This window comes from Bradyrhizobium sp. INPA03-11B, assembly GCF_040446015.1.
GTDB lineage: Bacteria > Pseudomonadota > Alphaproteobacteria > Rhizobiales > Xanthobacteraceae > Bradyrhizobium > Bradyrhizobium macuxiense_A.
The window spans coordinates 89,113-110,923 of record NZ_JASGSR010000011.1 but is presented as its reverse complement, the minus strand read 5'-3'; the positions used below and the strand labels follow the sequence as shown (position 1 = coordinate 110,923).

At 65.3% G+C, this 21,811-nt stretch carries 17 protein-coding genes; 8 read left to right on the top strand and 9 right to left on the bottom strand.

The genetic code is table 11. The features are described from left to right. Positions 1-225: 225 nt before the first annotated feature. Genes QMZ05_RS07050 through QMZ05_RS07040 form a run of 3 tightly spaced genes read right to left on the bottom strand, consistent with a single transcriptional unit; the run spans position 226 to position 4,037 of the window. Entirely contained in the window at positions 226-2,493 is a 2,268-nt protein-coding gene (locus QMZ05_RS07050; protein WP_353700132.1) for a xanthine dehydrogenase family protein molybdopterin-binding subunit, read from the bottom strand. A gap of 3 nt (positions 2,494-2,496) precedes the next feature. Next, on the bottom strand, positions 2,497-3,543 hold the full coding sequence (locus QMZ05_RS07045) for a xanthine dehydrogenase family protein subunit M (RefSeq protein ID WP_353700131.1): 1,047 nt from the start codon (positions 3,541-3,543) through the stop codon (positions 2,497-2,499). Next, the gene (locus tag QMZ05_RS07040) at positions 3,540-4,037 is read right to left on the bottom strand and encodes a (2Fe-2S)-binding protein (protein WP_353700130.1); all 498 of its coding nucleotides are present in this window, start codon (positions 4,035-4,037) and stop codon (positions 3,540-3,542) included. The genes QMZ05_RS07045 and QMZ05_RS07040 overlap by 4 nt, the downstream gene beginning before the upstream one ends. A 152-nt stretch (positions 4,038-4,189) precedes the next feature. Between QMZ05_RS07040 and QMZ05_RS07035 the strand changes: the two genes are divergently transcribed. Further along, positions 4,190-4,834 carry a TetR/AcrR family transcriptional regulator gene (locus tag QMZ05_RS07035; RefSeq protein WP_353700129.1) on the top strand — a complete coding sequence of 215 codons (645 nt, stop codon included), beginning with the start codon at positions 4,190-4,192 and terminating at the stop codon, positions 4,832-4,834. Between the two features lie 464 nt (positions 4,835-5,298). Next, positions 5,299-8,430, top strand: a complete 3,132-nt coding sequence (locus tag QMZ05_RS07030; protein ID WP_353700128.1) for a multidrug efflux RND transporter permease subunit — start codon at positions 5,299-5,301, stop codon at positions 8,428-8,430. Between the two features lie 30 nt (positions 8,431-8,460). On the opposite strand, the gene QMZ05_RS07025 is transcribed toward QMZ05_RS07030, so the two are convergent. After that, entirely contained in the window at positions 8,461-8,877 is a 417-nt protein-coding gene (locus tag QMZ05_RS07025) for a hypothetical protein (RefSeq protein ID WP_353700127.1), read from the bottom strand. 223 nt (positions 8,878-9,100) lie between these two features. Here QMZ05_RS07025 and QMZ05_RS07020 point away from each other — a divergent pair, with 223 nt between their 5' ends. Continuing rightward, positions 9,101-10,714, top strand: a complete 1,614-nt coding sequence (locus QMZ05_RS07020) for an FAD-dependent monooxygenase (RefSeq protein WP_353700126.1) — start codon at positions 9,101-9,103, stop codon at positions 10,712-10,714. Positions 10,715-10,771: 57 nt separating this feature from the next. Continuing rightward, positions 10,772-12,067 (top strand): MFS transporter, encoded by a 1,296-nt coding sequence (locus tag QMZ05_RS07015; protein WP_353700125.1) that lies wholly within the window; start codon positions 10,772-10,774, stop codon positions 12,065-12,067. 3 nt (positions 12,068-12,070) lie between these two features. Here the strand turns inward: QMZ05_RS07015 and QMZ05_RS07010 are convergent, their stop codons facing one another. The 3 genes from QMZ05_RS07010 to QMZ05_RS07000 form a co-directional block, all read right to left on the bottom strand. Continuing rightward, positions 12,071-12,754 (bottom strand): FCD domain-containing protein, encoded by a 684-nt coding sequence (locus QMZ05_RS07010; protein WP_353700124.1) that lies wholly within the window; start codon positions 12,752-12,754, stop codon positions 12,071-12,073. Positions 12,755-12,852: 98 nt separating this feature from the next. After that, the gene (locus QMZ05_RS07005; protein WP_353700123.1) at positions 12,853-14,118 is read right to left on the bottom strand and encodes a D-amino acid dehydrogenase; all 1,266 of its coding nucleotides are present in this window, start codon (positions 14,116-14,118) and stop codon (positions 12,853-12,855) included. Positions 14,119-14,224: 106 nt separating this feature from the next. Then, positions 14,225-15,553, bottom strand: coding sequence for an aspartate aminotransferase family protein (locus QMZ05_RS07000; RefSeq protein WP_353700122.1), 1,329 nt, complete (start codon positions 15,551-15,553; stop codon positions 14,225-14,227). Positions 15,554-15,701: 148 nt separating this feature from the next. Here QMZ05_RS07000 and QMZ05_RS06995 point away from each other — a divergent pair, with 148 nt between their 5' ends. Both QMZ05_RS06995 and QMZ05_RS06990 read left to right on the top strand, forming a co-directional pair. Beyond that, entirely contained in the window at positions 15,702-16,250 is a 549-nt protein-coding gene (locus QMZ05_RS06995) for a cupin domain-containing protein (RefSeq protein WP_018273259.1), read from the top strand. A 100-nt stretch (positions 16,251-16,350) separates the two neighbouring features. After that, the gene (locus tag QMZ05_RS06990) at positions 16,351-17,856 is read left to right on the top strand and encodes a lysozyme inhibitor LprI family protein (protein WP_353700121.1); all 1,506 of its coding nucleotides are present in this window, start codon (positions 16,351-16,353) and stop codon (positions 17,854-17,856) included. Between the two features lie 216 nt (positions 17,857-18,072). Here the strand turns inward: QMZ05_RS06990 and QMZ05_RS06985 are convergent, their stop codons facing one another. Then, complete coding sequence (locus QMZ05_RS06985) at positions 18,073-18,825, bottom strand: helix-turn-helix domain-containing protein (protein ID WP_353700120.1); 753 nt, start codon at positions 18,823-18,825, stop codon at positions 18,073-18,075. A 139-nt stretch (positions 18,826-18,964) separates the two neighbouring features. Here QMZ05_RS06985 and QMZ05_RS06980 point away from each other — a divergent pair, with 139 nt between their 5' ends. Further along, positions 18,965-19,390 carry a hypothetical protein gene (locus tag QMZ05_RS06980; protein WP_353700119.1) on the top strand — a complete coding sequence of 142 codons (426 nt, stop codon included), beginning with the start codon at positions 18,965-18,967 and terminating at the stop codon, positions 19,388-19,390. 161 nt (positions 19,391-19,551) lie between these two features. Continuing rightward, positions 19,552-19,956: a DUF4864 domain-containing protein gene (locus QMZ05_RS06975; protein WP_353700118.1), complete on the top strand. Its 405-nt coding sequence runs from the start codon at positions 19,552-19,554 to the stop codon at positions 19,954-19,956. A gap of 29 nt (positions 19,957-19,985) precedes the next feature. Here QMZ05_RS06975 and QMZ05_RS06970 read toward each other — a convergent pair whose 3' ends face one another. Continuing rightward, a complete protein-coding gene (locus QMZ05_RS06970) occupies positions 19,986-20,963 on the bottom strand; it encodes a dienelactone hydrolase (protein ID WP_353700117.1) in 978 nt (325 codons plus the stop codon). Positions 20,964-21,811 lie beyond the last annotated feature (848 nt).

Genomic DNA, 21,811 nt, shown 5'->3' with positions numbered 1-21,811 from the left:
CACATGCATTGCCGATTCTGGAATCCCAGGCTCAGCGTCCGAGTCAATCTGTCGCATCAGATCTGTGCATGCCCTAGGGCGAAAGCCGGGACCCATTACCACAGGATTGTGTTGTCAAAGAAAGCTGCGGCCCCAGCGTCGCTCCATAACTCACATTCGTGGTTATGGGTCCCGGCTTTCGCCGGGACGACACCTGTTGTTACGGAACCCTCGCGTCAAGACGCGTCAGCCGAGCCCCATCACCACTTCCTCGATCTTGATCGGGAAATTCCGCACCCGGATGCCGGTGGCATGGAAGACGGCGTTGGCGACGGCGCCGGCGCTGCCGGTGATGCCGATCTCGCCGACGCCCTTGATGCCGAGCGGGTTCACATGCGGATCGTGCTCGTCGACCGTGATCACTTCCATCGGCGGCACGTCGGCATTCACGGGCACATGGTACTCGGCGAGGTTCGCATTCAGGATGCGTCCCGAACGATGGTCCATCACCGCCTCCTCGTGCAGCGCGAACGACAGGCCCCAGATCATGCCGCCGCGCAGCTGGCTCTCTACCAGCAACGGATTGATGATGCGCCCCGCGGCGAACGCGCCGACCAGCCGCGTGGCGCGGATCTGGCCGAGCTCCGGATCGACCTTGACCTCGGCAAACACAGCGCCATGCGCGTGCATCGCATATTGCGACTGCGCCGCCGCATCGGCCGCGCCACTGCCGCTGGCGTCGACCTCCGCGAGGCCGGCGCGAGCGAGAATTTCGGCGTAGCTTTCGCTGCGCGCATCGTCGTCGCGGCGATGCAGCCGTCCACCGCGCGCCACCACGCCGGCATTGCCTGCGCCGAACAGCGGCGAGCGCTCGTCCGTGGTCGCAAGCTCGGCGAGTTTTGCGATTACGGCAGCACCAGCGTTATGGATCGCGGCGCCGACGGTTGCGGTATGGCCCGAGCCGCCGGCAATGCCGGCATCCGGCAGATCGGAGCTGCCGGAGCGGAACGCCAGCTGGTCGAAATCGAGACCGAGCGAGTCGGCCGAGATCTGCGCCAGCGCGGTCCAGGCGCCCTGCCCCATGTCATGCGCGCCGGTCTCCATCACGCCCTTGCCATCGGCGCGGATCACCGCGCGCGCATTGCCCTGGAACATGATGGCCGGGAAGGTCGCGGTCCCCATGCCCCAACCGACCAGAAAACCGTTCTCGTCGCGCATCTGCCTCGGCTGCAGCGGACGGCCCGCCCAGCCGAAGCGTTCGGCGGCCTTGGCATAACACTGGCGCAGCGCCTTGGAGGAGAACGGCTTGCCGGTGGTCGGCTCGACCTCGGCATAGTTCTTCAACCGGAACTCCAGCGGATCGATGCCGCAGGCGAACGCCGCCTCGTCGATCGCGCTTTCCAGCACGATCGATCCGGTGGCCTCACCCGGCGCCCGCATGAACAGCGGCGTGCCGGTGTCGACGCGCACCGCTTCATGCGCGGTGCGGATCGCGGGGCTGGCATAGAGCGTGTGCGAGGCGTCGGCGGCGGGCTCGTAGAAATCGTCGAAGCTCGACGTCGTGACGCGCGCCTCGTGATTGATCACGGCCAGCACGCCGGCATCGTCGGTGCCGATCCGGATGCGCTGGCGGGTCGGCGGACGATGGCCGACCGGGCCATACATCTGGCTCCTGCGCAGCACGAGCTTGACCGGACGCCCGATCAGCCTGGCGGCCATGATGCCGAGCACCTGCGGCCCGGAGATCAGCCCCTTGGAGCCGAAGCCGCCGCCGAGGAACGGGCTGTTGATGTGAATATTCGCCGGCGAAATGCCGAACAGCCCGGCGACGCGCATCTGGGCGAACCCCATGCCCTGGCTCGGCGTATCGATGAACAGACGATCGCCATCCCACACCGCGACGATCGCATGCGGCTCCATCGCGTTGTGATATTGCGCCGGGGTCTCGTAGGTCGCATCGGTCAGCTTCGTAGCTGCAGCCATGCTGGCGTCGATATCGCCGTGACGGACTTCAGCGGGATTGCCGATACCCACCACCGGCGGTGCATAGGCCTCGCCGGCGTCGAGGCCGACGCGCGCGATCTCGACCTGGTAGCGCGGCGACAGCAGCGCCGCACCTTCAGTCGCGGCCTCCAGCGTCTCGGCGATCACGACCGCGATCGCCTGGTTGGCGTAGCGCACCTCGTCGCTTTGCAGCAGCTCCATGCGGAAGGCGAACGGATTGCCCTTGGCGTCGGGATCTTCCGCCAGCTCCGGCTTGTGCGCCGGGGTCATCACGTCGATCACGCCGGGGTGGCGCTTGGCGGCGGCGACGTCGAGCGAAGTGACGCGGCCGCGCGCGATGCAGCTGGTCGCGATCACGGCATAGACCATGCCGGCCGGATGATTGTCGGCGGCATAGCGCGCCTTGCCGGTGACCTTCAGCACGCCGTCGGTGCGGGTCAGCGGCTGGCCAATGTTCGAGCCATGCCGGATATGGGCGGGGTCGCGGGTCAGACTGAGTTCAACCGTCATGCGTTACGCTCCTGCAACGGACGAGAAGGGAGAGCCGGGCAGCGCGGGAATCCGGTCCGGCGTGCCTCTGGCAGCAAGGGTGAGCGCGCGCGCGACGATGCGCTGCGCGAGCTCGATCTTGAAGGCGTTGTCGCCGGACGGTTTTGCGTCCGCGAGCGCGGCGCGTGCCGCCTCGCGATAAAGGGCCGGATCCGGCGCTGCGCCGGCGAGCACCTGCTCGGCCTCGCGCGCCCGCCACGGTTTGGCCGCAACGCCGCCGAGCGCAAGCCGCGCTTCGCGGACCTTGCCGTCCTCGATGCGCAGGCTAGCTGCGGCCGAGATCACGGCAAAGGCATAGGAGGTGCGCTCGCGCACCTTGATGTAGCGGGCATGCCTGGCGAAGTCTTTCGCTTCAACCGGCAGCCGCAGCGCGACGATCAAATCGCCGCGCTCCAGTGCGGTCTCGCGCTCCGGCGCATCACCGGGCAGCCGATGCAGCGCCTCCAGCGGCAGCTCGCGCCGGCCGCCTTTGCCCTCGATCTCGACGACGGCGTCGAACGCCACCAGCGGCACGCAGAAGTCAGACGGATGGGTCGCGATGCAACCCTCGCTCCAGCCGAGCACGGCGTGCAGGCGGTTCTCGCCCTTCAGCGCGTCGCAGCCGGCGCCCGGCCAGCGCCGGTTGCAGGCGCTGCCGGCATCGTAGAAATAGGCGCAGCGCGTCCGCTGCATCAGATTGCCGCCGACCGTCGCGGCATTGCGCAGCTGCGCGGACGCGCCCGACAGCAACGCCTCGGCGACCGCGGGATAGTTGCGCGCGAACTGGGCGTCATGCGCGAGATCGGCATTGCGCACCAGCGCGCCGATGCGCAAGCTACCGTCGGCGAGCTGCTCGATGCGGTCGAGCCCGGGCAACCGCGTGACGTCGACGAGGCGGCTTGGCCGGCTGACACCGCCCTTCATCAGATCGAGCAAATTGGTGCCGGAGGCGAGATAGCTCGCGCCCTTCTCGGAGCCCGCCGCGATCGCGTCCGCGACACTGGCCGGCCTGACATAATCGAAATTCATCATGCGGAGCGCCTCTGCTTAGTGGCGGTCATGTTGGATTGTGCCTCGAGCACGGCCTCGGTGATCCCCTGATAGGCGCCGCAGCGGCACAGATTGCCGCTCATGCATTCGCGCACGCGCTCGGGATCGTCGCCGGCCTGCCCCTCCTGGATCATGCCGATGCCGCTCATGATCTGGCCCGGCGTGCAGAAGCCGCACTGGAAGCCGTCATGGGCGATGAAGGCGGCCTGCACCGGATGCAGCTCGCCGCCGCGCCCGACGCCCTCGATGGTGACGATCTCGGCGCCGTCATGGCTGACGGCGAGCGCGAGGCAGGAATTGATACGACGGCCATCGACCAGGATGGTGCACGCGCCGCACTGGCCGCGGTCGCATCCCTTCTTGGTTCCGGTGAGGTCGAGCCGCTCGCGCAGCAGGTCGAGCAGCGTGACGCGGGGGTCGTCGAGGGTGATTTCCCGGCGGACGCCGTTGATGGTGAGACTGAGTGGGAGATTCATGCAAGGCTCCGATCCGTGTATGGTCGGGTTGAATCGAGGCAACGCGAACCCGTGGCCGCCGATGCATGATCGGCGCGCCTTGTCAGGCCCGGTGCTGGTCGCCATATACGGAGGCATCCTCCGTTTACAAGGGAGGGTGAAAAGAAAAAGCAATGGCCGATCCATCACCAGAAATTGTCCGCAAGCCGCGCGCCGATGCCGTGCGCAACCGCGAGCGCGTGCTGGAAGCGGCCAAGGCCGTGTTCTCGGCCGGCGGCAGCGAGGCGAGCCTGGAGGCCGTGGCGCGCCATGCCGGCGTCGGCATCGGCACGCTCTACCGCCACTTCCCGACCCGCGAGGCGCTGTATGAGGCGGTCTATCGCCGCGAGGTCGAGCAGCTCGGCGATCTTGCCGAGCAATTGCAATGCGCCCCCGAGCCGGTCGAGGCGCTGCGGCGCTGGCTGCGCGCCAATGTGGAATTCGTCGCCACCAAGAAGGGCATGGTCGCCGCGCTGGCGCTGGTCGCGCACGGCTCGACCGAGCTGCACGCCTATTCGTTCGACCGCCTGACCAAGGCGATCGGCACCCTGCTCGCGCGCGCCGTCGCAGCCGGCGTCATCCGCAGCGACATCAGCGCCGAGGACGTGCTGCGCGCGCTGATCGGCATGTGCTACATGCACGACCAGCCGGGCTGGCAGACCACCGCGCTCAGGCTGTTGGATGTGTTCGTCGACGGCTTGCGGGTGCAGCCTGTGGCCAAGGTAGCATCGGCGAAACCTGCGAAGAACGCCGGGCGGAAGCCGCCGCGCAAGGCATAGCTGCCGGAGCCTGCAGAAAAAAGAAGTCGGCAAATGTGAAAAAGTGCACAGACGGTCCGGCCGGCGTCGGGCTAGATCGTCGTATTGACGCGTCCAAGCTCATATTTGCTCTAGTTCATATTCGCGATCCAGCCCGGCCACCGCGCCGGGCTTTTCGTTGATCCATCGCGCAGCTGGCAGAACGGCACGGATATATCGTAATAAGATATATCACGCGCGAGGCACACGGTTGACGGCTCCCCAACAGCTGCAATTGAACGAAGGTCGAATGGACCGTCCGATGTTTCCATTCACGCCGTCCTCAGGAATGACTATGCTGGCAAGAAAACAGGCGGACGCGCAGGCCAACCTAGCGATCTGCCGATTGGCCATGGCGAGGAAAACGCGCGTTCGCGCTCGAGCTTTCGAGGACGACTCCCGGCATTCGGGAAAAGATGCGCCTGCCGTTCATTTGGATTGCAGAAATGAACGAGAGCATCTCATCTCCGTTTATCCGCTACCCCATTGGCACCTCGCTGCTGATGGCCGGCGTTCTGTTCGTCGGCATGGTCGCCTATCCGCTGCTGCCGGTTGCGCCGCTGCCGCAGGTCGACTTTCCGACCATCCAGATCTCCGCAAGCCTGCCCGGCGCCAGCCCCGAAACCATGGCCTCCTCCGTCGCGCAGCCGCTGGAGCGGCAATTCGCGCAGATTCCCGGCATCGCGCAGATGACCTCGACGAGCTCGCTCGGATCGACCGCGGTCACCATCCAGTTCGATCTGAACCGCAACATCGACGGCGCCGCCAACGATGTCCAAGCGGCGATCAATGCCGCAGGCGGCCAGTTGCCCAAGAACCTGCCGTCGCCGCCGACCTATCGCAAGGTCAACCCGGCGGACTCGCCTGTCCTGATACTGTCGGCGACCTCGGACACCCTGCCGCTGATCAAGGTGAGCGATGCGGTCGACGCCCAGCTCGGCCAGCAGATCAGTCAGATTTCGGGCGTCGCCCAGGTGTTCATCGGCGGGCAGCAGAAGCCCGCCATTCGCGTCCAGGTCGATCCCGCCAAGCTGGTCGCCAAGGGGCTCTCGCTGGAAGACATCCGCGGCCAGATCGCCATCACAACGACAGACAGTCCGAAGGGCAACATCGACGGCACGAGCCGCGCCTACACGATCTACGCCAACGATCAGCTGCCGGATGCCAAGGACTGGAATGACGTCATCGTCGCCTACCGCAACGGCGGCCCGTTGCGGATCCGCGACATCGGCCGGGCCGTCGCCGCGCCGGAAGACATGAAACAGGCCGCCTGGGCGGATGGCCAACGCGGCGTGTTCCTGGTCATCTTCAAGCAACCCGGCGCCAATGTCATCGGAACGGTCGACAGGATCAAGGAGCAGCTTCCGAGGCTGATTGCCGCCATTCCGCCCGCCGTCAAGATCAAGATCATCAGCGACCGGACATTGACGATCCGCGCGGCGGTCGAGGACGTGCAGATCACCCTGCTGATCACCATCGTGCTGGTCGTCATGGTGATCTTCCTGTTCCTGCGCAGCTTCTGGGCCACGGTGATTCCGGCCGTCACCGTGCCGCTGGCGCTGCTCGGCGCCTGCGCGCTGATGTGGGTGTTCGGCTATACGCTCGACAATCTGTCGCTGATGGCCCTGACGATTGCGGTCGGATTCGTGGTCGACGACGCCATCGTCATGCTGGAAAACATCACGCGCTATGTCGAGCAGGGTGAGCGGCCGCTCGCCGCGGCGCTGCGGGGCGCGGGCGAGATCGGGTTCACCATCCTGTCGATCAGCATTTCGCTGGTCGCGGTGCTGATCCCGCTGCTGCTGATGGGCGGCGTGATCGGCCGGCTGTTCCGCGAGTTCGCGGTGACCCTGGCCATGGCGATCTTCGTCTCGCTGGTGGTGTCGCTGTCGCTGACGCCGATGATGGCATCGCGCTTCCTGCGCGCGCGTGCCGAAACCAGGCACGGCCGGCTCTACCAATGGAGCGAAGCGGCATTCGATCGGATGCTGCATGGCTATGAGCGCGGCCTCGATCTGGCGCTGCGCTGGAGCCGCACCACGCTGTGCATCTTCTTCGCGACCGTGGCGCTGTCGGTCTATTTGTTCGTGATCATTCCCAAGGGATTCTTCCCGCAACAGGACAACGGCTTCCTGATCGCCGTGTCGCAGATGGCGGAAGATATCTCGTTTGCCGACATGAAGCGGCATCAGGAGGAGCTCAGCAGCATCGTCCGGGCCGATCCCGCGGTCGACAGCATGGCCGAGTTCATCGGCGGCGGCGGCACCGCGCTGAATTCCGGCCGCATGTACATCACGCTGAAGCCGCGCGAGGAGCGCGACGCGAACGCCGAGCAGATCATCGCGCGGCTGCGGCCGAAGCTCGAGGCGGTCGAGGGCGCGCGGCTCTACATGCAGGCCTCGCAGGACGTCCGGCTCGGCGGCCGCGCCACGCGGACGCAGTTCGAATACACGCTGCAGGACGCCAACCTCGCCGAGCTGAATGAATGGGCGCCGAAGATCCTGACCAGGCTGAAGACCCTAGCCCAACTACGCGACGTCGCCACCGACCAGCAGACCGAGGGAACGACGCTGACGCTGACGATCGATCGCGATACGGCCTCACGCTACGGCATCCAGCCGCAATTGATCGACGACACGCTGTACGACGCGTTCGGCCAGCGCCAGGTGACGCAATACTTCACCCAGCTCAACAGCTATCACGTCATCCTCGAGATCCTCCCCGAGCTGCAGGGCAAGCTCGACACGCTCGACAGGCTCTACATCAAGTCGCCGACGACCGGCGACGAAGTGCCGCTCTCGGTGTTCGCCAAGTGGACGACGGTTCCGGTGCGGCCGCTCGCGATCGCCCACCAGGGGCAGTTTCCGGCGACCACGATCAGCTTCAACCTCGCGCAAGGCGTGGCGCTCGGCCAAGCCACCGACGCGATCCAGAACGCCGTCGCCGACCTGGGCGCTCCAGGCACGCTCAGCTCGAGTTTCCAGGGCACGGCGCAGGCCTTCCAGCAATCACTGAGCTCGGTGCCGCTCTTGATCCTGGCCGCGCTGGTCGTGGTCTATCTGATCCTCGGCATGCTCTATGAGAGCTACATCCATCCGCTCACGATCTTGTCCACGCTGCCTTCGGCCGGGGTCGGCGCGCTGGCGATCCTGATGGCGTTCGGGTTCGATTTCAGCCTGATCGCGCTGATCGGCATCATCCTGCTGATCGGGATCGTGAAGAAGAACGGCATCATGATGGTCGACTTCGCGATCGCCGCCGAACGCGAGGAGCATCTGTCGCCGCAGGAATCGATCCGGAAGGCGGCGCTGCTGCGCTTCCGCCCGATCATGATGACGACGATGGCAGCCCTGCTCGGCGGCGTACCGCTGATGCTGGGCACCGGAACGGGATCGGAAATCCGTCAACCGCTCGGCTATGCGATGGTCGGCGGCCTGATCGTGAGCCAGGCGCTCACGCTGTTCACGACGCCGGTCGTGTATCTCTACCTCGACCGGCTCTCGAACGCGCTGTCGAGCTGGACGGCAACCAAGAAGGACGACGATGCCGAACCGCCGGTGAGGAACGCCGCCGAATGACAATTCGTGCGCGATGGTCCCTGGTGATCGTCACTCCGGCGACTTCAGGCGAACGTGATCGGGAATCGGCAACGGCTTGTTGGGTCCGTCGAGGAATTCGACGGTCGTGAAGGCGAGGTCGGTGTCGCCGATGTTGTGGACGGCGTGCACGAAATATTCGTTCGCGGCCAGTTCACGGTGCTGGGTGAAACCCTTGTAGAGCACGCGCTCGGCCGAGGAGCCATCCTCGAACCAGTTGCGCGAGCGTCCATCCGTCATCGCGGTCCAGAAATGGCTCACCACATGACGATGAAAGCCGAACCAGGTCCCGGCAGGTATGTGCAGATGCCAGACCCTAAGCTTTGCGGTCTCGGACACCAGCTGGCTGCCGACCGCACCATTCCATTTGCCCGCTTCATAGGCGTCCTGAAGCTCTTTCGGCCAGGCCGCACGAGAATTTTCCGACATCGGTTTGCTGGCTCCTTTGATACCAAAGTAACTATTGGTCTCAACACAAGACTGATATTCACGCAAATATTCGCATAATTCCTTGTTCGCAAGGTCAAACCATCGGTACCATTCATGATTGATCTTGACATGGCGCGGGCCGAAGACTTACGACCGGACAAAACAAGCTGCCGCCTTGCAACGGTCGAAACGCTGCGGCGTCAGCGACGCGAGAGGAAGTGCCATGTTGGAAACGCCTGTCCTGATCGTCGGCGCCGGACCTGTCGGTTTGACGGCAGCCATCGCACTCTCTCAGCACGGCATCCGCTCCGTGCTGGTCGAACGCCATCCATCGACCTCCATCGCGCCCAAGGCCCGCGGCATCAACGCGCGCACGATGGAGATGTACCGGCAGATGGGCATCGAAGACGACATCCGCGCGGTCGGCATGCCGGCGCGATACGGCAAGATGATCCTGTGGGCGGAGAGCCTGGCCGGCCGGGAGATCAATCGCCTTGAACCCGGACGAGGCTCGGCAGCGAGCCGCACGATGTCCCCGGCCGGCAATTGCGGCTGCTCGCAGGATATTCTCGAACCGATCCTGCGGCGTCACGCCGAAGCGCTGGCCCCGGGCAGCGTGCGGTTCAACACGGAGCTGACCGAACTCAAGCAGGGTGCAAGCGGTGTCAGCGGCGTCCTCACGGACCTCGTGAAGCAGGCCACGATTCCATTCCATGCACGCTACGTCGTCGCTGCGGACGGCACGCGGAGCTCGGTGCGCGACGCGCTCCAGATCGGCAGGACTGGCGAAAGAGACATCTACGATTCAGTCAACGTCCATTTCCGCGCCGATCTGCGCCCCTGGGTCGAAGACCGCCCGGCTGCGCTGTATCTCATCGAGCAGCCGGACTTTCGCGCCACGTTCCTGACCGTGAACGGCACCGACCGCTGGGGCTTTCTCGTCCACAGCCTCAGCGCCTACGGCTTCACGCGCGAGAATCTTACGCCCGAGCGATGCGTCGCATTGGTTCGCCAGGCCGTGGGAGCGCCGGACCTGACGGTGGAAGTGCTCGGCATCAGTTTCTGGAACTGCTCGGCGATGGTCGCGGACAGGTTCAGCGACGGCAACATCTTCCTGGTCGGCGATGCCGCGCATGAAACGACACCGAGCGGCGGCTTCGGCATGAATCTCGGCGTGCAGGACGCGCAGAACCTTGCGTGGAAGATGGCCGCCGTGCTGCACGGCGAAGCCGACCCATCGCTGCTCGACACTTACGATGCGGAACGGCGGCCGCATGCCTCCGAGGTCGTGCAGGCGACGCTGCTCAACATGCAGAGCTTCGATCGTACGGCGCGCCAGGTCGAGGCAAAGTTGCCGCGGAAGGAGTTTCTCAACGAGCGCGGCCTGATCTTCGGTGCATGCTACCGCTCAACGGCCGTCGTACCCGACGGATCGCCGCCCCCCGTCACAAGCGTCACCGAGTACGAGCCCTCGGCCCATCCCGGCTGCCGCGCTCCGCATGTCTGGCTCGCGCGCAACGGCGAGCGCATCTCGACAATCGATCTGGTCGGACGGGGTTTCGTGCTTCTGACCGCGTCTGGCGGCGAGGCCTGGCGCGCGGCCGTCAACCAGCGCGGTCTGCCGCGGATCGACCTGCGCGTTATCGGCGAAGACCTCATTGACGCTGAGGCCATCTGGATGAACGCCTACGGCGTTCAGGACGGCGGCGCGGTGCTCGTGCGTCCGGACGGCTATGTGGCTTGGCGTGCCGCGTCCTTGCCTGATGATCCCGCGCGCGTTCTCGCCGAGGTTTTCGCTCACCTGCTCGGCCGCCAGCTCAACACCCAAGCTGCCTGAGCCTTGCGCACCAGCCCGCCGGCGATCCGCCTGCGCGTTGCCGAAGAGGGGGATGCCGTGACGATAGCTGTGCCGGATGTGCAGGAATCTCCGCGTGTGGAGCAGGCCGCCAGTCAGGCCACGTGGTACGCGTGGTACGTCGTGTTCGTGCTGACCGCCTGCTACACGCTCGCCTTCGTGGATTCCAAGATCCCGTTCATCCTGGTGCAGGCGATCAAGAGCGATCTCGCGCTGACCGACACCCAGCTCGGCATCATCGCGGGGCCTGCCTTCTCGTTGATGTATGCCGCGGGCGCGATGCCGATTGCAAAACTGTCGGATCGCATCGCCCGCAAATACGTCATCGCGGTTGCGGTGACGATCTGGAGCGGCTTCACCGCCGCCGGCGGCGCCACCCACTCGTTCCTCGCATTCATGTTCAGCCGCACCGGCGTCGCGCTCGGCGAGTCGGCGCTGACACCCGCCGCGCATTCGATATTCGCGGACTATTTCCCGGCGGGCCAGCGCTCCAAGGTGATCGCGATCTACTCGTGCGGGATTGCGATCGGCAGCTTCATCGCGTTGACCGTCGGCGGCGCGCTGTCCGATCGGCTGGGCTGGCGCACGACCTTGATGATCGTCGGCGGTGTCGGCCTGGCGCTGTCCTTCATCGTCGCGGCCACGGTCCGGGAACCGGCGCGCGATCTCAGCACGTCGGGCCGGCAGATGTCTGAGGGCAGCCTGGTCGCACTCCTCAGCGATCCGGCGATCCGCAACACCATCGTCGGCGGCATGATCCTTGGCATCGCCAACGGCTCGGTGAGCGCGTGGGGACCGGCCTACATCATGCGCACCTTCCACCTGTCGGCCGCGGCCACGGGTGCGACCTACGGCACACTTCTGGGTATCCTCGCAATCGTCGGCACGCTAGCAGGCGGATTGATCGCCGGCTGGCTCTCCAACAAGGACGTCAGATACGGCTTCCGCCTGCTCGCAGCGGCGTTCGTGATCTCGACCATTGCCAAGATCATCTCGCTGCTGACGCCGAGCTACGTCCTGTTCCTGGCGTTCGGCGCGATCTCCGCCTTTCTGCAACTGTTCTATCCCGGCCCGACCTATGCGACGATCCAGTCGCTGGCGAAACCGAATGCGCGCAGCTTCGCATCGGCGGTGACGATGTTCTGCATCAACGCCGTCGGCATCGCTGGCGGTGCTTTCCTGACCGGACTGTTGAGCGACCGCCTGGTGCCGCTTGCCGGCGCCGAATCGCTGCGCTGGTCGCTTGGGATCATGTCGTTGATGTCGGCGTGGGCGGCCATCCATTACTGGCGGGCATCCTATCACCTCGGGCGACGGGTCAAGGCAATCGGCTGACGATTACTCGAACAGGTTTCGTCGCGTCGTCAGCAGATGATCGCGCATCGCGCGGGCCGCGTCGTCGGCTGAGCGCCGTCGCAACGTCTCGCAGATCGCGCGGTGATGGGCAAACGAACGGCGCCGCTTTTCGGGCGTGATCGCGGCGAGCCGCAGGGCCTGCCAGTCTCCGGTCGATCGCGCCGCGTTGAACGCCGTCACCAGGCCGACAAGGATGTCATTGCGGGTCGCCTCCGCGATCGCGAGATGGAACGCGCCGTCCCAGCGTACCCAGGCCTCATCGTCCTTCACCTCGGTGGTGCGGCGCATGCAGGTTTCGATATTGGCAAGGTCGGCTTCGCTGGCGTTGACCGCGGCAATCGCTGCGATCGAGGGTTCGACGACGAGGCGGGCCTCAAGCACGGCGGCCGGACTGCCGCGCGCGATCAGGCGTTCGATGCTGATGGGACCGACGGTGCGGCGGCCGAGAAACGTGCCGTTGCGGCGGCCGCGCCAGATCTGCCCCTCGAGCTCCATCTGGGTAAGGATCTTGCGCAACGCACGGCGGCTGATGCCGAGCTCGGTGGCGAGCTCCCGCTCCGGCGGCAGACGATCGCCCTCGCCGAGCTCGTTCTGCTCGATGAAATCAAGCAGCTCGTTGGTTTCCTCGGTGTCGGCTTCTCGATCTGATGGCGCCGCTCTCGGCACGTCGGGCTCGCTATCCTGAAAGGACTCTCGCGGGAGTCTACTACCCCGGCAAGAAGCCGAATAGCGCTATTCACGCGACCGGCCCGCGACGCGACGCGCTATCCAAAGCGATGATCGTAGCGCTTGATCGACAGCTCCTTGGTGTCGATCTCGGGCTTCTTGCCGGAGAGCATGTCGGCGAGCACCCGCCCCGAGCCGCAGGCCATGGTCCAGCCGAGCGTGCCGTGGCCGGTGTTGAGGTGCAGATTGGCAAAGCGCGTCGCGCCGATCACAGGCGGGCCGTCCGGCGTCATCGGGCGCAGGCCGCACCAGAAGGTGGCCTTGGGAAGATCGCCGCCGCGCGGAAACAGATCGGTCAGCGAATGGTCCAGCGTCGCGCGCCGCGCGGCGTAGAGCTTGGTCGAGTAGCCGGAGATTTCCGCGGTGCCGCCGACGCGGATGCGATCGCCGAGCCGGGTGATCGCGACCTTGTAGCTCTCGTCCATCACGGTCGATTCCGGCGCGCCGGATGCATCCTTGATCGGCACCGTGATCGAATAGCCCTTTACCGGATAGACCGGCAGCGAGATGCCGAGCGGCCGCACCAGATGCGGCGAATAGCTGCCGAGCGCGAGGACATAGGCATCGGCGGTCATCATGCCGGCGCTGGTCGCAACGCCGGTGATGCGGGTCGCATCGGCATTCAACCCGTCGATGCCGACATTGAAGTTGAAGCGCACGCCGATCTTCTCGGCTTCCAGCGCCAGGGCCTGCGTGAACATGTGGCAGTCGCCGGTCTCGTCATGCGGGAGCCGCAGCCCGCCGGCCAATTTCTCTTTCATGCCGGCCAGCGCCGGCTCGGCTGCGATGCAGCCCTCGCGGTCGAGCACCTCGAACGGCACGCCATATTGCTTGAGCACGGCGATGTCGTCGCGGGTGCCATCGAGCTGCGATTGATAGCGAAACAGCTGCAGCGTGCCTTTCGCGCGCTCGTCGTATTTGATGCCGATCTCGCTGCGCAGCGCCTGCAGGCAGTCGCGGCTGTATTCCGCGATCGGGATCATCCGGCTCTTGTTCACCGCGTAGCGCGCCGTGGTGCAGTTGCGCAGCATCTTGAGCAGCCACAACCACATCACGGGATCGAGCTTCGGGCGGATCACCAGCGGGCCGTGCTTCATCAAGAGCCACTTCACCGCCTTCACCGGCACGCCGGGGCCGGCCCAGGGCGATGAATAGCCCGGCGACACCTCGCCGGCATTGGCAAAGGAGGTTTCCAGCGCGGGCTTCGGCTGGCGGTCGATCACCGTCACCTCATGGCCGGCGCGCGCGAGATAATAGGCCGAGGTGACGCCGATCACGCCACTGCCGAGAACAAGGACCTTCACTTTTCCTCACATCCTGCAGCGAAAACGCAATCGCCGCTGCGAAACCACTCTGCTTCGCAACGGCGACAGCAATTTGTAGAGCTAGCGATTATATCGCTAGCAATTATCAGGCCACGCGCTTGATTGAATCGCCGAGGATCGAGACGATGTCGTCGATGTGCGACTTCTCGACGATCAAGGGCGGCGACAGCGCCAGCGAGTCGCCGCTCATGCGGAAGTAGAGGCCGCGATTGAAGCAATCGACCATCACGTCGTAACCGCGTGCGCCGACGACGCCATCACGCGGCGCGAGCTCGACCGCACCCATCAGGCCCTGGTTGCGGATGTCGACGACGTTCGGCAGGCCCTTGAGCGAATGCAGCGCATCGCGCCAGTAGTCGGCGATCGAAGCGCCGCGGGTCAGCAGGGCCTCGTCCTTGTAGATGTCGAGCGTGGCAAGACCCGCCGCGCAGGCCACCGGATGCGCCGAATAGGTGTAGCCGTGGAACAGCTCCATGGCGTTGTCGGGGCCGACCATCAGCCCGTCATGGACCTGGCGGCTGGCGAACACCGCGCCGCACGGCACGGTGCCGTTGGTGATGCCCTTGGCGGTCGTCATCATGTCCGGCGTCACGCCGTAGAAGTTGGCGGCGAACGGGGTGCCGAGGCGGCCGAAACCGGTGATGACCTCGTCGAAGATCAAGAGGATGCCGTGCTTGGTGCAGAGCTCGCGCAGCCGCTGCAGGTAGCCCTTCGGCGCCGGCAGCACTGCGGTGGAGCCCGGCACCGGCTCGACGATCACGGCGGCGATGGTGTCGGCGCCATGCAACGCGACCATCCGCTCGACGTCGTCGGCGAGCTCGGCGCCGTGGTCCGGCTGGTCCTTGGCGAAGGCGTTGCGGGCGAGATCATGGGTATGACGGATGTGGTCGACACCCGGCAGATGGGTCGCGAACTGGCGACGGTTGGCGACCATGCCGCCGACCGACATGCCGCCGAAGCCGACGCCGTGATAGCCGCGCTCGCGGCCGATCAGGCGGGTGCGGGTCGGCTGGCCGGCGGCGCGGTGATAGGCCAGCGCGATCTTCAGCGCGGTATCGACCGACTCGGAGCCCGAATTGGTAAAGAAGATGCGGTCCAGCCCCTTCGGGGCGATCTCGGCGAGACGCTCGGCGAAATCGAACGCCAGCGGGTGGCCCATGTTGAAGGACGGCGCGAAGTCCAGCGTCGACAGCTGGCGCTCGACGGCGGCCGCGATCTGCGGGCGGCCGTGGCCGGCGTTGACGCACCACAGGCCGGCGGAGCCATCGATCACCTGCCGGCCGTCGACCGAGGTGTAGTACATGCCCTTGGCGGAGGAGAACAGCCGCGGCGCTTTCTTGAACTGCCGGTTGGCCGTGAAGGGCATCCAGAACGAATCGGTCTTGATGGTGTTCGGAATCTGATGAACGGTCACGGCGGCGCTCCATTGTTGGTTAGCCTAGTCGGACCATTCTTCACGGCACTCAACAAGTCCTTTTCTGTCGCACCGCAAGCCATTGATCTTGTTGAGGCGGTCTGCGAAGATTTGTTCGATCCGCAACACCTGCAACGGGGATCCTGTCATGAGCGTCGACATCGGCGGTCGGCTTCGATTCATCCGCGCGCGGCACAAGCTGTCGCAGCGCGAGCTCGCCAAGCGCTCCGGCGTGACCAATTCGACGATCTCGCTGATCGAATCCAACCAGATGAACCCGTCGGTCGGCGCGCTGAAGCGCATCCTCGACGGCATCCCGATGGGGCTTGCGGAATTCTTCGCGATCGAGCCGGAGCGGCCGCGCAAGGCGTTCTACCGCGCCGACGAGCTGACCGAGATCGGCAAGAAGCCGATCTCCTACCTGCAGATCGGCGACAGCCTGTTCGGACGTGCGTTGCAGATCCTGAAAGAGCGCTACGAGCCCGGCAGCGACACCGGCCGGGTGCCGCTGGTGCATGAGGGGGAGGAAGGCGGAATCGTGGTCTCGGGCCGGCTCGAGGTCACGGTCGACGACGAGCGGCGGGTGCTCAATGCCGGCGACGCCTATTACTTCGAAAGCCGCCGGCCGCACCGCTTCCGCTGCATCGGCGCCAAGCCCTGCGAGGTGATTTCAGCCTGCACGCCGCCGACATTTTGAACCCGGCGCGGGCGATGCGCGACCCAAGCCGCAGAGGCCATTTGTCGCGGCCTCGCGGGTGACATCCATGCCTTGCTCCCCTCGGCTTGCGGCCGCCGTCGTGGCCATCTCAGTCCTTGCGTCCGCCCCGTCCCTTGCGATGGACGATTTCCTGCGCGCATCGAGCAGCGCGCCGACCGCGATCAGCCTGTGCGGCAGCGGCGGCGACGCTCGGATCAAGACCGCCGACTGCAAGAAGGCCGGCACCGACAGGCTGGTGACGCAGATCGACAAGGCGTTCGACGCGGCACTCGCGAAGATGCCGGCGAATGCCAAGCCGCTGTTGAAGCGCGACCAGGCCTGGTTCAACGAGATGATCATCGATGCCGCGGAAGTGCTGGCCGATTCCGGCGAGGACGAACTGAAGCAGAGTTTCACTGAAGCGTTGCGCCGCCGCGCGGCCGCGCTTGAGGGGATCGCATCCGGCCGGCCCGGCATTGCCGGCAAATGGGTCGATGCCTTCGGCAGCATCACGCTGACGCCGGCCGACGGCGGCGCCTATCGCCTCGCCGCCGATCTGCGCGGCGATTATGGCGGCGACCGCAGGCGGACCTGCAAGCTGACCGCCGAGTTGAAGCCTTCGGGGACGGCATGGCTCGCCGGCACCGTGGTAATCGTTGCGGACACACCGGCCGACAAGCCGAAGATCGACACAGCGACGGACGCAGCCGCCGCGCCCGCCAAGCCGCCGTCACTAAAACTCCGCCGCCAGGGCGAGACCTTGCGGATCGTCGGGACCATCGATGACGAGGACTGGGACGGCCTCAACGACTGCTCGTCGATGTGGCAGGTCACCGGCAGCTATTTTGCCGCCGGCAAGGATGCGGCATCCGACAAAGCGGACACCGCCTTCGTCACACCGACCTTCGACTGCACGAAACCTGACACCGCCACCGACGAGGAAATCTGCGCCGATCCTGATCTCGCCGACAACGACCAGCGGCTGAACCGCGCCTGGAAGGCGTTGCAGCCGCGGCTCGACGAGGCGACGCGGCGCGCGCTGATCGACGACCAGCGCAACTGGGTGAAGAGCCAGACCGCACAATTCCCGGAATTCCTGCATCCGGCCTGGAACAAGCAGAGTTCGCAGGTCCACTTCACCGTCGATGCACGCGATCACGTCGACGGCTTGCAGCGCGAACGCCTGGCGCTGCTCGAAGGCTTTGACGACAAGCGCAGCGGACTTGCCGGCGTCTGGCTCGCCTACAACGCCATCATCAAGGTCACCGTCGACGGCAACGGCGCCGTAACGGCCAAGGGATGGAAATGGGACCAGGGCGACTGGAAGGCCGGCTGCGACTACGAGATGACGGGCAAGATGGCGGGCGGCGCGTTCCGCTCCGACGAGCGGCGCAGGAATCCCGATACGATCGAGCGCGACCATGCGATGCTGATCGTCAACCGGCTCGACGATGTCTTTGCCAAGAAACGCACCGGGAAGGACGGCGCTGAAGACAGCGCCGACGAGGCCAAATGCAGGCGCCGGCTCGACAACTCTTCGACCGCGCGGCTGTTTCCCGCCCGTCCCTCGCCCGATATCGACAATCTCAAGGGCTCGATCAGGTAACGACGACAGCGCCGGTCATCGCATCATCACAGGTCGCGCGTCTGCCGATCGCCCCAGGCAATCACGGCGGCAACGGTGGCAAACATCGCGACGGTGGCAATCAAGACAAGGATGGTGTCGAGAGACATCGGTCTTCTCCTGCGTGCTGCGGAGAAAACCTAGCGTGCGGCAGCGCACATTGCCTTGTGCTGGATCAAAATGCAGGGGTCGGGACGATCAGCTCGCGCCTGCGAGCTTGAGCCGCTCCAGATCGAGCAGCCGCACGCCGTCCGGCACGATCAACACCGCCTTTTCGCGCGCAAGCCGCGTCAGGGTGCGGCTCACCGTCTCGATGGTGAGACCGAGATAGTCGGCGATATCCTGCCGGCTCATCGGCAACGGCACGGTGACGGAGACCGTGCCAATGCGGGCGTAGCGCGCCTGCATGTTGAGGAGGAATGCGGCGATCTTCTCCTCGGCGGTGCGCCGGCCGAGCAGCAGCATCTGCTCCTGTGCAAGGCTCAATTCATGCCCGGCGAATTCGTGCAACCGGCGCAACAGATGCGGCTTGTCGTCGACATAGACGAGGAACGCGGATCGCGCAAAACGACACACCGCGACCGCGGTGACGGCTTCGGCGGTCACACCGTAGCGGTCCTGCAACGCGAGCCCGAGGAAATCCCCCGGCAGCGCAAAACCGACGATCTGCCGGCGGCCATCGGGCAACGACTTGTACAAGCGCACCACGCCGTCGGTGACGTTGAACACGCTGCCCGCCTGCGTGCTCTGCTCGAACAATGTCGTTCTCGCCGGGACTTCCCGGGCCTGGCTGATCCGGTCGAGCTCTTCGAGCTCGGGCGCCTCCAGCGCGGCGCAGACGCTGAACAGCCTGACCTTGCAGTCCTCGCAGCCATTCGTGGCCAGGCCATGCCTGCAGTCGCGCGTCGCAGCGCCGGCACATGATTCCTGCAGGGGGTCGGCAATCCTCATGGCTCGGGGGTCCGCATGGTTCGATATCGACCTTTATCGGCCGCTATTTGAGCTGGATCAACCATCCCCGGCATTGATGCAAATCAATGCCGCCACCGCCATCCCCCGGCAATTTCGCAGGGATCGGGGATTTCGGACGATGAACAAGCAATTTCAGGCACTTCCGATCGACGATCGGCACGCGAATTCGGCCTATCCGCTCGTGTTCATGCATGATGCCAGTATTACCACGGGCCAATGGCTGCAATTCGTGCGCCGGCACAGCCGGGGCAGTTCCCGGCTGATCGCGATCCGCGACCGCCGCGGCGTGGTCCATGCCCTGTTCAGTTACCGGATCGACAGCGACCTGCGCGTCCGCAAGCGGCTCAGCATCGGCGACCTGATCGTGGCACACCTTGCCGGATCGCAGATCGACGACGCAGTGGCGAACGTCGTCGCCGACGTGGCGCAGCAGTTCGGTTGCCAGATCGTCACCATCGAACGCCCCTTCGTCACGCGCCGCGCGCGAGACGCCGGATGCCCGACCGCAGACGCGCTGCGGCGCGGCAGCTGGCGGATCAACTGACACGGCCGCCCGCGTCGGGCCGGATCATGCGGCGCGGTCATGGCGCGGGCGGCAAGGCTTCGCGCAAGGACGTTCGGCGCCAAGGCGCGGCATTTGTGCTTGCAGCGGAAACCGGCCCGGGGTGTCATCCGTAGCAGCTGGTATCCGAGATGGAGCCCCGCATGCGCGCGATCGCCCTCATTGCCGCCATTCTGTTCGCCCTCGCCTCACCTGCCCGAGCCGACGACGCCGGCGCCGCGCAGGATGTGATCCGCGCCCAGGAGCAGGCGTTCGGCCGCGACGACGCCGCGGCGGCCTATTCCTATGCCGCGCCCGCGATCCGGCGAATCTTTCCGCAGGCCGAGATCTTCATGTCGATGGTGCAGAGCCAATACGCGCCGGTCTATCGCCACAAGAGCTTCGAGTTCGGCGCGGCGCAGAGCGAAGGCGACCGGATTGCGCAGCGCGTTCACATCATCGACGCCAATGGCGAGGCGTGGGAGGCGCTCTACACGCTGGAGCGGCAGGCGGACGGCAGCCTGAAGATCACCGGCTGCTCATTGCTGAAGGCCGGCCAATCGGTGTGATCGCCGCGATCGGCCGCGCCATTGTCCCCTCAGGACAAGCCCTTTCGCAAGCGCAGCCTGTCTTCGAGCCAGTCGAAGATGACTTCGTTGACCAATGTCGGGTTGTCGATATGACCCTGCATGGCGGCGGTTTCGGCACGCCGGAACAGGATCAGCCTGGCGTCGCGGTGAGAGCTGCCCAATTGATCGCCGAATTCGGTCAAGGCGCCCGGAAGAAGCCAGCCGGCTTCACCCGCGGTGACGAGCAGCGGGCATTCGATGCTTCTCGAGATCGCATTGGCTTCCTCGAGCCATCCGGCCCGCTCGTCGTCGCCGGCCTGCCGATAGAAGAAACTTCTTTCGTGCGAGTCCCAAATTCCGGCATCGCAAACGGCCGCGGCAAACCGGGCGTCGCTTGCCGCCGCACGGGCGACCAGGGAGGAATTGCACGCGTCCGCCACGATGGCGATCCGCGTGCTGTCGACACCGGGCTTCTCCGACAGGAAGTCCAGCACTCGGCTCATGGCGGCTTCGAACCTGTGGCCGTCGAGCCGTGCCGGTGACAAGGCCGTCTGCGTGCCCAGCAGGTCCACGGCGAGCAGCGAGAAGCCGCGCTCGTTCGCATGACCGGCGTATTTGGTGATCAGCTCTTCCTTGTAGGAACCCGGCTCGCCGATGCACACGATGACGGGCCCGTCGTCGCGAAACGCCGACGGCAGATAGTAGGCCTGAAGCGACAGGTCTTCGGTCCACGGAATCGAGAGCACCTGGCCGGCCGGAACCCGGGTCTTCAAGAAGCTGGTCGCGCATCGCCGCATGCCGTCGACGGCACGTGCCAGCAAATCGTTGGCGTATCCGGGAGGCCTTGCGGCCGCGTGAAAGTAGGTCGTAGCCCGAAGCCAATTGCGACGGGCGGTGACCAGATTGTTGTTCAACAACGAAAGCTCGGCGCGCGCCTCGTTCAGCTCCGCGGTCTTGATCCACTGTTCGGACCACGAGCTCTCCGACGCGAGGTTGATCTTGCTCAAGGTCAACCAGCATTCGGAGACCGTCGACCCGCCTTCCTGCGCGGCCGCCAGAAGCTTGACGAACTCCGCCGACAGATCCTCTCGATCCGGCCAGGCAGGCCAGCCCTTGTCGTCGAACTCGACGCTGCTTGACGAGGCACCGCGCGCCCCACAGTGGTCATGCATATTTCGTCAACTCGTTCGCACCCGGCTCCGCTGCCGGTATGCGTGATCGGTACGAGTCCACTTGTTGTTATCGATGAGCCGCCGCCTCGGTAGCCGCACGACGTTGGCGTCGAGATCGCAAACGCCAATCACCGGGCTCTCCCAAGAAATATTGCAATGTCGCTTCATATAATTGAAGTAATTCGGCGGCGGCAAATGTTGATATGGCGGCGCAGGAATGCGTTGCGCTTATGCCTGAGGGCCGAACGTTGCTGCGGCAATCGTTACCGAGCAAACGCTCGGTAAATGTTCCGTTTGCGAACTTGCCGCCGGCGCAAGCAGCCCACTCACGGGATCGCGAGAACTGGTACGCCGCCACTCACTCGGTCGTGACTGCGCAGAGCTGACCGCTCGAACGCGCAGGCATATCCACGCACCGCTAAACGGGAGCGCCGTCGCGCTGTCCTTAACCGGGTAGTTCTGCATCGCCGGCGCTCGATCGCTGATGCAGCGCTCGACGAGATCGAGAGAGATCAAGAACTCTTCATCAATCATGCAATCGTGCCAGACGTCGCTGACGTTCGACTGCATCGGCGCACGCTATTCGAACAGCGCGCGATCCTAGCTCCCTGAAATGAAAAACCTCCGGCAGGGCATTGCCGGAGGTTTCGGAGGCTAGTTCATGAAGAAGTCTGATATCTCCT